4 protein-coding genes are annotated in these 12,761 nt (G+C 65.4%); 2 read left to right on the top strand and 2 right to left on the bottom strand.

Annotation, left to right across the window (positions count from 1 at the left end):
- Positions 1-34 precede the first annotated feature (34 nt).
- Both V5F77_RS04735 and V5F77_RS04730 read right to left on the bottom strand, forming a co-directional pair.
- Positions 35-2,131 carry a c-type cytochrome gene (locus V5F77_RS04735; RefSeq protein ID WP_429004175.1) on the bottom strand — a complete coding sequence of 699 codons (2,097 nt, stop codon included), beginning with the start codon at positions 2,129-2,131 and terminating at the stop codon, positions 35-37.
- A 370-nt stretch (positions 2,132-2,501) separates the two neighbouring features.
- Positions 2,502-2,744 (bottom strand): BrnA antitoxin family protein, encoded by a 243-nt coding sequence (locus tag V5F77_RS04730; RefSeq protein WP_429004174.1) that lies wholly within the window; start codon positions 2,742-2,744, stop codon positions 2,502-2,504.
- 624 nt (positions 2,745-3,368) lie between these two features.
- On the opposite strand from V5F77_RS04730, the gene V5F77_RS04725 reads away from it, so the two are divergent.
- The gene (locus V5F77_RS04725; protein ID WP_429004173.1) at positions 3,369-5,750 is read left to right on the top strand and encodes a beta strand repeat-containing protein; all 2,382 of its coding nucleotides are present in this window, start codon (positions 3,369-3,371) and stop codon (positions 5,748-5,750) included.
- A complete protein-coding gene (locus V5F77_RS04720) occupies positions 5,747-12,751 on the top strand; it encodes an autotransporter domain-containing protein (protein WP_429004172.1) in 7,005 nt (2,334 codons plus the stop codon). The genes V5F77_RS04725 and V5F77_RS04720 overlap by 4 nt, the downstream gene beginning before the upstream one ends.
- Positions 12,752-12,761: the final 10 nt, after the last annotated feature.

Below are 12,761 nucleotides of genomic sequence, written 5' to 3'. Positions count from 1 at the left end.
GTCCGGGCGTTCGTTTTTAAAGGCAGGGGAGGGGTCAGTAACGCGCGTCGGCGGGCTTCTTGTCCTTGGGCCAATCATTGACCTTCGGTGCGAAATCCGGGCGCGGCATGTGGCTGAAATACTCCGCCACGTCCACCGCCTCCTGGTCGGAAAGGCCGCCCTGGCCGAGCGGGAAGCGCTCGTGGAAGCCGATGGGCATATTGCGCTTCACGAACGCCGCCGCCGTATAGGTGCGGGCCATGCCGGCGCCGATGTTGAAGGATTCATCCCCCCATAGCGGCGGGTAGACCACCTTGCCCTGGGCGTCCTTCAAGCCTTCGCCGCTCTTTCCATGGCAGACCGCGCACTGGGTGGCGTACACCTGCTGGCCGTTCTCCGGATCGGGCTTGATGGTCTGGCTGATCTTGCCGACACCGCGCCCTTCCACCTTGTCGCCCGGCTTGGTCTCCCGCTTCATCCAGTCGAAATAGGCCACCATCGCCTTCATGTCGTCGCCGTCCTTGGCCAGCGGTTTGCCGTTCATGGAGCGCAGGAAGCAGCCGTTGATGCGATCCTCCAGCGTGATCTCGCGCCCCGCGCGCGGCGCGTAGCTCGGAAAGAAGGCCGAGACGCCGACATAAGGCGAGCCATCTGCCACCGTGCCGCCGTTGAGGTGGCAGCTCGTGCAATTGAGCACGTTGCCGACGTTCTTGGGCAGCAGGGTGTGGGTCTCGGTGTTCAGGCGCATGCCGCGAACCAGTTGCGTGGCATTCTGCTCCGCGAGCAGGTTGGCGATGCGCGGCGTCTCGAACTTGGAGCTGTCCACCTTGGGGTCGAGCGTGCGGCGCGCGGCCTTGACCTCGGCAGGTGAAACGGGTGCACCCGTATTGCCCCAGCTTGTGCGCACGAAGCTCAGGATGTCCGCAATTTCCTGGTCTTCGAGCCGGGCGAAGCCGGGCATGGTGAAGACGCGCGTGTAGGCCTGGGTCTCGGCCGTCTTCCATCCCGTCAGGGTGATGTGCACCAGGGTCGAGGGGTCCTTGGCATCCACCGTGGGATTGCCCGCGAGCGGCGGGAAGACCTTGGCGACGCCGGCCCCGTTCAGGCGATGGCAATCGGCGCAGAATTGCGCATAGGCCAAGCCACCACGGGTGGTGAACATGGCCTCCGGCACATCCGTGTCAACGTCAACGGCCTGCGGCGGTCCCTCGGAGGGGCGATCGGAGGGCAGGGACTTCAGATAGGTGGCAATGGCAACCAGATCGCCTTCGCTGAAATTCTGCGTCGAATTGTGGATCACCTCGGTCATGGAGCCGGACACGGTCGCATAGCGGTTTTGCCCGGTCTTCAGCAGTTCCACCGTGTCCTTGACGGTCCACAGATTGCGCAGATTGATGGCGTTCCACTCCTCCACCTTGGCGCCGGAAACGAATTTGGCGCCATTCATGCCCTTTTCGGACATGGCGACTTCCTGAAAGCCGATGCCGCGCGGCGTGTGGCAGGCGCCGCAATGGCCGAGCCCCTGCACCAAATAAGCGCCCCGGTTCCAGGTCTCGTCCTTGGCCGCGTCGGCCACGAACGGATGGGTGTCGAGGAACACCAGATTCCAGAACGCCAACGACCAGCGCAGATTGAAGGGGAAGCCGATCTCGGAGGGTTTGTTCGGGTTCGCAACCGGCGCCACGCCCTTCATCAGATAGACGTAGAGGGCATACATGTCGTCCGGGGTCATCTTGGCATAGGAGGGGTAAGGCATGGCCGGATACATGTGCGTTCCGTCCGCCGTCACCCCCTTACGCATGGTGCGGTCAAAGGCGCCGAAGCTGTAGCCGCCGATGCCGGTCTTCGCATCGGGGGTGATGTTGGTGGAATAGAGCACCCCGAAGGGGGTCTCCAGCGGCCGCCCGCCGGCCATGGGCGTGCCGTCGTGGGACGTGTGGCACGCGACGCAATCGCCGAGATCGGCGATAACCTTGCCGCGGGCGATCAGGGCTGGGTCCGCCGTTTGCGGCAGCCCGCGTCCTGTCTCGTCCACGGGCGGCGGCGTGACGACCCACCAGAAGACGCCCGCGCCGATGACCGCCGCCACCGCCGCCAGCGCGCCCGCGGTCCTCCATCTCGACCTGTGTTTGACTGAAATTTCGTCGTTCATAGAACGACCTCCTGCTGCACGCGGGCTTCGCAGATCAAAACACGACCGATCGCGGGAGAATGATTTCCCCTCCCGTGCGACCGGATCGCCAATGGCCCGATCCCCGCCTCTGCGACTCGTCCCGCCTGCGCAGGATCGGCGCGCGCATGCTGCAGCGCATTGACATGCCGCAATCGCGAAATGCCGGACCATGCGATCTCGGCGGCGGGCGCACAGGTGCCGCGCTTGCACAGCTAGGGATATCGCCTATGGGGATCAGGTCGCGTGACCTAGGGGCATGTGCGGCGAGCGGGTGTGCTTCAGTTCGACCGCCGAAGGTCGTTCGTCCCCGGCTTCGCCACGCTTCCGGGCCTTGCGCGTCCGGCCGGGATCACCGTTTCGCTGCGACGAACTGCCGAAGCGCCTCGTTGAGGCGTTCCTGCCATCCCGGACCGCCTTCCTGGAAGTACTCCAGCACATCCGTGTCGATGCGCAGCGAGACGGTCTCACGTGCGTTGGGGATCGCCGGCGGCTTCTGCGGCGCCTCGACAGGCTTTGCGGTGGCGGACCTGAAGGCGGCTTCGGCCGTGTCGCGGGTGGAATTCCCAGACCGGCGGAATGGGGGGTGAGCCATGAATTTTCTTTCGCTGCCGGGAGTCGGCGTCTGACACTGATTCGTACACGGAAGACTAACAGGATTGACCACCATCGGCTGATCGTGCCGCAGGTGCACCGGACATCCGGCGCTCCCCGCTCCCCCGAGGCCGACGTGGCGTGGCCATACCAGGAAAAAGCTAGGGACGGACGATCACTTTATGTATCCGCGTCCTTTGGCTCCCGTGGCCAGAGGGCCCGACGCCAGGGTGGCGCTGGGGAATCGATCACCAAAGGTCAACACTGTCGAAAAAAGGCCGAACCCTCAGCTCCCGTTGCATAATTTTGACGATACTGTATGAGTTCTTCAGTCGATCGAGAGGTATCTCGGTCGTATCTATTCGGTCTAATTTTAGCTTTGCGTGCGTCGTGGCTACAGAAGAATGGGCAGGTTTTCAGGTTTGGGACACGCCCGTCCTATGGTGCGACTTGCACCGCGTGTGGCACCCGATTTTGATTTGTACATTGGTGGGCCAACCCATTCTGGGGTGGGGTCGCCTGGGCGAGGTTGGGGAAGCTTTGAATGCGTCAGGGTGCGGGCCACTTGGCCGCCGTCTCGCCCGAGGGGCCCCGGCGTGACCAGTCACACCGTCTAGGAGCCCTGTTGAGCAGTTGCGCGACCGCGGCGCTATGCTTGGCGCCGGTGGTGATCTGTCTCGGCGTTACACTGCCCCGGCCCGCCCTCGCGCAAACCAAGACGCTCTCCGCCACCACGAGCGGCGTCAATCTCGATATCATCTATGCCGCCTACCCCAGCCACTACACCAGTTTCCTGATCACCGCCGGGACGACCATCGCCAACTCGGGCAACGCCGTCTCCGGCAGCGCGGCGCATCTGTGGACGCTGACAAATCAGGGCGTCGTCGCCGGGACGGGCGGTCAAGGCGTCTCTCTCGGAGCCGGAGGGCTGGTCACCAACGACGGGACGCAATCCTACATCTCCGGTGACACCGGCATCTTCGTCGCGGACGGCGACCTCACGGTCATTAATGCCGGCACTATCAGAGGGACCGGCGGCAATGGGGTGTTTGTCTCCTACGGCGCGGGCAGCGTTACCAATGCTGCAACCGGAGCCATCTCTGGAACATCCGGCGGCGTGAATTTTGCCGGCACACGCGGTGTGCTGGCAACTGTCGGTAATAACGGGCGCATCACCACCACGGGAGGGTGGGGTGTCAACGTAGATTTCGGATCGATAGCCAATAATTCCGGCGCCTACATTTCCGGTTTCGGCGGCGTACAACTGAATGGCACGTTGATCAATAGCGGCACCATTACGGCCACGGGTTCGGGGACGTTTGATGCTATGGGCGTTCGGTTCAATAGTAACGCCGATGTCACCAACACTGCGTCGGGGACCATTACCGGCGGATTGGCGGGTGTCTTTATCGACGGGGGTGGCTCGCTCATCAACGCCGGCACCATCAAAGCGCTGGATGCGGCTGGATGGGGGATCCTGGCATATGGGTCTCCATCGGTGTCGAACTCTGGAACCATTCTGGGCGGCACGGCAGGAATAGGCATCTCGCTGACCGGAGGGGGCTCGGTTGGCAATACGGGATTGATTTCAGGCGGCGCCTTCGGCGTGAAGCTCGCGGGGGGCGCCAGCACCGTCAACAATAGCGGCTTCATCACCGGCGCATCGGGGGTCGGCGTTGCGCTGACCTCTGGCGGCATGGTCACCAACAGCGGCACCGCTTCCAGCATCTCCGGCATCATCGGCGTGCAGATCTCCGGCGGGGCGGGCACGGTCGTCAATTATGGTGCCATCATCGGCTCGGGGTTCTACCCCCAGGCCGCCGTCGTGCTGCAGAACGGTGGTACCATCAATAATGCCGTTACGACGAGCCTGATCTCGGGCGCCCAGTTCGGCGTCATCAGCCGCGGATCGGGCACGCTGATGAATCGGGGCATGATCACCTCTACCAACGGGGTCGGCGCTTGGTTCACCAGCGGCGGCGCGGTGGGCACGGTGACCAATTACGGCACGATCCTCGGTCCGACCAACCACGGCCTCTATCTGCAAAGCGGCGGCACGGTGACCAATGCCGCCGGCGGGCTGATCTCGGGCAACAGCGTAGGCGCCTACGTGCTGAACGGCTATGGCGCGGGCACGACAATCACCAATTCCGGCACGATCATCGGCACCAATACGGCGTCCGGCATTGGCGTCCTGGTCAATCTGATTGGCTTTACCAACACGCTGATCAACAGCGGCACGATCATCGGCAACGGCGGCACCGCGGTGCGGTTCGATCGCACCAGCAACGATCTGGTGCGCCTCCTGCCGGGCTCGGCCATCGTCGGCGTGGTCGATGCCGGCGCCGGAACCGACACGTTGGAATTCGGCGGCAGCACCGCCGCCTCCTTCTCCGGCCTGGGCGGACCGAACTTCATCAATTTCGAACAGGCCAGTGTCGCCGCCGGTGCGAACTGGACCTTCACCGGTACCAATACGGTCTCCTCCACGCTGTCCATGACCAACAGCGGCACCATGACCATCGCGGCCGGCGGCACCTTCACCAATTCGGGCAACCTCGCCAATGTCGGGACGCTGATCAACGCCGGCCTGCTCACGACCTCATCCGGCATCCTGAGCAGCTCCGGGCTGCTGACCAATACCGGCAGCATCTCCGGGACGGTGACATTGTCCGGTAGCGGCGTGCTGGACAATCAATCGGGCGGCATGCTCACCAGCGTCGGCGATGGCGTTCGCGGGGCAGGCTCGCTCTCGGTCACCAATGCGGGGGTGATCTCGGCTGCTGGCACAGGCATCAATTTGTCCGCCGGCGGCAGTGTGGCCAACACCGGCCCGGCCTCGTCCATTCTCGGCACGTATGGCGTTGCGATCCGAAATGCCAACGGGACCGTGACCAATTCCGGGACGATCACCGGCACATCGGGCGTCGGGGTGCTGATCGACTACGGCGCCGGCAGCGTGACCAACGCCGCCACCGGCACCATCACCGGCAGGTCGGGGGGGTGAATTTCGCGTGGACGCTGGGCGTCGACGCCTCGGTGAGCAATTTCGGCCTCATCTTCAGCACCGGCGGCTACGGCGTCAATATCGACAACGGGACGGTGACCAACCATGCCGGCGCGACGATATCCGGAGCCTCCGGCGTCCAGCTCGCAACCGGCACGATCACCAACGCCGGCACCATCACCGGCACGTCCGGGAAGGGCATTCGTTCGAACGGCGGCAGTAATATCATCGACAATGCCGCCACCGGCACGATCTCGGGTGTCACCTACGGCATCGCCATGTTCGGCGGGACCCTGACCAATCGCGGGACCATCCGGGGCACCGGCACCAGCGGCGTCGGCGTCTACAGCTACAACACCGATACCGTCACCAATATCGGCACCGATGCCCGGATCGCAGGCGTGCTGGCCGGTGTCCAATTGCGCAATGCCGGCTCGTTGCTGCGCAACGAAGGCACCATCATCAGCTCCGCGGGATATGGCGCCGACCAGACCACCAACGGCGCGATCATCAATTTCGGCACGCGTTCGCTCATCAGCGGCGCGCTGGGCGGCATCCTGATCTCCAACGGCACCACCACCAATGTGATGTCGGTGTCGATCGCCAATGCGGGCACCATCTCTGGCACCGGCACTGCCGGTATTGGTATCAAGACGCAGGACGGCCTCGGCACCATAGCCAATACCGGGACCATTCTCGGCGGCACGTCGGGAACGGGCATTTTCCTGGATGCCGGCGGGTCGGTCGTCAATGCGGCACTGTCGGGCTACATCTCCGGCGGAAGCGCTGGCGTGTATGCCGGCGGGGTGGCCAGCACGGTGACCAATTCCGGCACCATCCTCAGCGCCAGCGGCAACGGCGTGGCATTGATGGATGGCGGCAGCGTCAGCAATCTCGGCTCCGCCTCCCACATCTCCGGCGACAATGCCGGCGTCTATGTCCAGAGCGCCGCCGGCACCGTCACCAACGAGGGCCTGATCAGTAGCGGTTTCGGCGACGGCGTCATGCTGATGTTCGGCGGCACCGTCACCAATTCTCTCACCGGCGTCATCGAGGGCGGCTGTAGCGGCATCACCGGAATCAATGGCGCGGTCGCGGTGACCAACTCCGGTATCGTCCGGGGCACCTGCGCGACCGCCAACGGAATTTATCTGGTGTCCGGCGGGACGGTCACCAACAGCGGTACCTTCGCGTCCATTACCGGCGGGGAGATCGGCGTCCTCATGTCCACCGAGCCGGGCTCGGTGACCAATGAGGGCGTCATTGCCGGCACCTACGACGCTGGTGGCGTTCTGCCGGCCAGCGCGGAGATCATCGGCGTGCTGTTGCGTGCCGGCGGCAGCGTCACCAATACCGGCGCCGCGGCCCAGATTTCCGGCTACACCGGTCTTGCCATCGAAGACCTTTATGGTGCCGGCATCCTGGGCACGGTGACCAATTCCGGCACCATCCTCGGCACGCGGATGACCGGCGTACGGCTGGATTCGGGCGGGGTCGTCTCCAACAGCGGTACATTGGCCACCATTTCCGGCGCGCTGTACGGCGTTGAGATTGCGGGCGCCGCGGGAACGGTGACCAATTCCAGCACCATCACCGCCACCGGCACGGCCGGTGTCGGCGTGAGGTTCGCTGCGGGCACGTTTAGCAACACATTGACCAATTCCGGTACGATCAACGGCTCCGGTGGCACGGCGGTGCAATTCGGCGCCGGCAACGATCTGTTGAAGATTCTCTCCGGCGCGGTCTTCTCCGGCGGTGTGCAAGGTGGTGCTGGCACCGACACCATCGAGGTCGTTTCCGGCGGCGGATCGACCGCTAACTTCACCGATTTCGAGATCCTGCAGATCGACGCCGGCGCCAGCTGGACGGTGACGGGAGCGGAGACGTTCTCAACGATCACCAACGCCGGCACGCTGATCAATGCGGGCACGCTGACCAACGTCGATACCATCGTCAACCAGGGCACGGTGCTCAACACCGGCGCCATTCTCAGCACGGTCACCCTGGCCGGCACCGGCGTGCTGAGCAACGCGGCCGGCGCTCTGATCCGGGGACCGAGCGACGGCGTGGTGGGCACCGGCGCCGACGCGCGCACGTTCACGAACGCCGGCACAATCATCGGCACGACAGGCAGCGGTCTTTATCTGTCTGCTGGCGGCAGCATCACCAATGACGGCAGCGCGTCGAGCATCCAGGGCGGCCTGCATGGCATTCGCGTTGCGGGCGGGGCTGCCACGGTGAGCAATGACGGGCTCATCTCCGGCGGCGTGCGCGGCATCTCCCTGCTGGCCGGCGGCAGCGTCGCCAATCGTGCATCGGGGCTGATTTCCGGGACCGTCACCGGGGTGTACATAACCGGCGGCGCGGGTGCCGTGATCAATGCGGGCACCATCACCGGCCTGACCGGCCTTGCGGTCTCCGGCAGCTTCAACTCCACGCTGACCAATAGCGGCACCATCGTCGGTACCGGCGGCACGGCGGTGCAGTTCGCCGGCGGCGACGACGTGCTGAACGTTCTCTCGGGGGCGGCGTTCACCGGCGCGGTGGATGGTGGCGCGGGGGCCAACACGCTGGCGTTTGTATCCGGCACCGGAACGCTGACTTTCTCCAATTTCCAGATCGTCACAGTGGCCAACGCCGCGTCCTGGACCATCGGCGGCACCCATACGCTCACCAGCCTGACCAACAGCGGCACGCTGACCAATACGGGCACCTTGCTCGCCAGCGCCGGCACGCTGTGGAATGCCGGCCAGTTGAACAACAGCGGCAGCATTTCCGGCACGGTGACGCTGGCCGGCTCCGGGGGGATCGACAATCAGGCGGGCGGTCGCATCACCGGCCTGCTGGCGGCGATCAGCGGCGGCGGTGCGACAGTGGCCAATGCCGGGACGATCCTCGCCAGCGACACGGCGGGGATCGGCATCGAGCTGACGTCGGCGGGCCGTGTCAGCAATACCGGCAGCGCATCGCTGATCTCAGGCGGCACGACCGGAATTTCCCTGGGCGGACTGGGGACGATTCTCAATCTGGGGACCATCGCCGGCGTGCTGGGATATGGGGTGGCGCTGTCCTTGGGCGGATCGGTGTCGAACAGCGGCACCATCAGCGGCGGGGCGGCGGGCATTTCGGTCACCGGCGGCATAGCGACCATCACCAACACCGGCACCATCCTGGGCACCGGCACGGCCGGTGTCGGTGTGCTATTCAGCGGCAGCGGCTCGGGCACCATCGACAATTACGGGGTGATCTCGGGCGCCGGTGGCACGGCGGTGGCATTCGCGGGCGGCACCAACCAGTTGATCCTGGAAGGCGGCAGCACGCTCATCGGGACGGCGGACGGGCGGCTCGGCACCAATACGCTGATCGTGCGCGACAATGCGATGCTGAGCAGCGTCAACGCCATCGGCTTCCAATATGTCGGCTTCATCGATGCCACGCAGGCGATCGATGCGGGCTCGACCATCACCAATCCGACGGTGATCGCCGGCACGCTGACCAATCAGGGCACGCTGAACGGCGCGGTCAACGTCGGCATCAGCGCGACGCTGATCAGCAGCGGCCGGGTATCGGTGGACGCAGCCTCCACCAATGCGGGATCGATCTCCAATTCCGGCACCTTCTCCATCGGCGCCACGCTGACCAATGCGGGCAGCTTCAGCAATAGCCTGCTGCTCACCAATGCCGGTCTGCTTGAGACGACCGGCACGCTGACCAACAGCGGCACGCTCTCCAATCAGGGGAGCCTCATCAACTCCGGCGTCCTGGCCAATCTCGGGAACCTGCTCAACGGCGGCGTTCTCGCCAATGCGGCCGTCATGTCTAACAGCGGCACCATCAGCGGGGCCGGCAGCTTCACCAACACCGGCAGTTTCACCAACAGCGGCAGCGTTCTGGGCACCGTGACCCTAAGCGGCGCGGGCTCCGTGAGCAATCAGTCAAGCGGAGAGATCATCGGCACGCTTGCCGGCCTTGCCGGCGGCAGCGGCAGCAGCGTCGTCACGAATGCCGGCACCATCCTGGCGAGCGGCACCGCCGGCACGGGCATCGCGCTGACATCAGGAGGGACCATCGCCAATACCGGCAGCACGGCCTTGGTCCGGGGCGGAGACACCGGCGTGGCCTTCTCCGGTGTCGGCACCATCACAAATTCCGGCACCATCGCCGGCGTCGCGGGAAGCGGCGTGGCGTTGGCCGCAGGCGGGCTGGTCACCAACAGCGGCCTCATCACCGGCCTCGCGGCCGGCATCAGCGTGACCGGTGGCACCGCGCTCATCACCAATACCGGCACCATCTCGGCGACCGGAACGGCGGGCGTGGGCGTGCAGTTCTCCGGCGACGCGACCGGCACGATCGATAATTTCGGCACCATCTCCGGCGCAGGCGGCACGGCCGTGGCGTTCTCGGGCGGCACCAACCTGCTGATCCTGGAGAGCGGCAGCCTTCTCATCGGCATCGCCGACGGCACGCGCGGGGTGAACACCCTGGCCGTCCAGAGCGACGCGCAATTGTCGGACGTGCAGGCCATCGGCTTCAGTGCCGTGGCGTTCCTGAACGCCAATCAAACGCTGGATGCCAACACCACCATCACCAATCCCGTCGTCATCTCGGGCACCTTGACCAGCCAAGGCACCCTGAACGGCAAGATCCAGGTGGATGCCGGCGCCACGCTGAATAATTCCGGCCTGGTCTCGGCGGACGGGCTCTCCACCATCGGCGGGCAGGTGGCGACCAGCGGAACCTTCGGCAATAACAGCACCCTCACCAATACCGGCACGATCGGCAACAGCGGCACGCTGACCAACACCGGCTCGCTCATCAACAATGGCGCGCTTGCCAATTCTGGCGGCATGTCCAACAGCGGCACCATCACCGGCTCCGGGACCTTCACCAATACCGGCAGCTTCACCAATGACGGGATGCTGGTCGGCCTCGTCGACGGCGTGAGCGGCAGCGGCGCCATCAGCAACAGCGGCACGATCATCGGCATTGCCGACACGGGTGTGGACCTTGGTGCGGGCGGGATGCTGACCAATACCGGCTACATCCAGGGCGGCATCTATGGCGTCGTCGTCGGCACCGGCGGCATCGTGTTCAATTCGGGGACGATTCTCGACGACGCCATCGCCGGCCTGGCCCTGGGCAGCACTGCTTCGCTGACCAATTCCGGCACCATCGGCGGGGTCGTCGGGCTCTTGTTCACGGGCACAGGCGCCAGCGCCACCAACAGCGGCACCATCACCGGAACGGGCGGCATTGCGGTGCAGTTCGGTACTGGCGTCAACGCTCTTACCCTGACCACCGGCTCGGTGCTGAACGGCGCGATCGATGGTGGCACGGGAGCGGGGCAGATCACGCTCGCCGGCACTGGCGCCATGTCCAATACCATTGCCAATTTTGGCGCAGGCAGCACCTTGACCATCGCAAATGGCGCCTCGTGGACGGCATCGGGCCATTGGACCATCGGTGCGGTGACCAATTCGGGCACCCTGCAGCCCGGCGCGGCGGGCGGCACGCTGCAGCTCAACGGCACGTTCGTCCAGACCGCGGCGGGCACCCTGCAGGTGGCGGTGAACCCGGCTGGCCAAAGCTCGCAATTGCTGGTGACCGGCACCGCGACGCTCGCCGGAACGCTCTCGGTGCTGGCGGCAACCGGCTCCTACCAGCCTTCCACCAGCTACACGATCCTCACCAGCGCGACGGTCAGCGGGCAGTTCGACAGCGTGGCGACCGATCTGGCCTTTCTCGTCCCGGAAGTGACCTACGGGTCCCAGGCGGTCACGCTGACGCTCTCGACCGGCGCACAGCCGGTGCGCTTCTCCAGCGTCGCGGTGACGCGGAACCAGTTCAACACGGCCAATGCCGTCGAGGCCGGCGGATCGGGCTCAGCGCTCTATCAGGCCGTGGTGGGGCAGAGCGTTGCCGGCGCCCGCACCGCCTTCACCATGCTGTCGGGCGAGGCCTATGCCAGCGTCAGCTCGGCGTTGCTGGACGATGCCCGCGTGGTGCCGCAGACCTTGCTCAACCGGCTGCGGCAGGATGCCTATATGGATGCGGGTGGGGTGATGGCGGCCCTTGGCGCAGGGGGACCATCCACCGCCGGCTCCGGCCTCGGCGCCAACGCCACGCGTGGGTCCGCTTCGAATCCAGCAGGCACGGCGGATGCGGGAGCCTCGCGCCTCGCGGCCTGGGGCGAAGCTTTCGGCGGTTGGGGCGAGATTAGCGGCAACGGCAACGCGGCGAACGTCAGCCATGATCGCTCCGGCTTCCTGACCGGCCTGGACGCCCGCATCGGCGAGGATTGGCGCGTGGGTCTGGGTGGCGGCTACGCTACGACCGACATCTCCATTCCAGACCGTGCCAGCTCGGCCCAAGTCGGCACCTTCAGCCTCGGCCTGTATGCCGGCCGGTCCTTCGGGCCGCTTAACGTGCGGTTCGGCGGTGCCTATGGCTGGAGCGACGTGGACATGGACCGCCTGGTGGCGTTCCCCGGCTTCCGCAATGCGCTCAGTTCCAGCTACGATGCGCAGACGGCCCAGGTGTTCGGCGAACTTGGCTATGGCTTCACCTGGAATGCCCTCGCGTTGGAGCCGTTTGCCGGCCTGACCTACGTGCATCTGAACACCGGTACCGGGAATGAAACCGGTGGGGCGGCGGCGCTTAGCCTGCAAAGCTCGACCGCCGATATCACCTATTCGACGCTGGGCCTGCGGCTCGGAACCACATGGTCGCTGGGCAGCGGCATCATGCTGGTGCCGCGCATGATGCTCGCCTGGCAGCACGCCTATGGCGATCTGGATCCGGCCGCGAACCTCGCCTTCAGCACCACCGGCGTCGACTTCAACGTCACCGGGGCTCCGCTGGCGCGGGATGCGGCGCTTCTGGAACTGGGCGCCGATTGGAAGCTCACCGACAGCGTCAAGATGGGGGTCTCCTATCGCGGCACCCTGTCCAGTGCGGTCCAGGACAATGCCGTGACGGGCGTGTTCTCCTGGTCGTTCTGAGACGGACGCG

Source organism: Roseixanthobacter psychrophilus (genome assembly GCF_043195195.1).
Taxonomy (GTDB): Bacteria; Pseudomonadota; Alphaproteobacteria; order Rhizobiales; family Xanthobacteraceae; genus NCEH01.
This window is presented reverse-complemented; position numbering and strand designations above follow the sequence as displayed.

Coding starts and splice junctions, on each gene's coding strand:
- V5F77_RS04735 (WP_429004175.1), bottom strand. CDS start 2,131: ATGAACGACGAAATTTCAGTCAAACACAGGTCGAGATGGAGGACCGCG.
- V5F77_RS04730 (WP_429004174.1), bottom strand. CDS start 2,744: ATGGCTCACCCCCCATTCCGCCGGTCTGGGAATTCCACCCGCGACACG.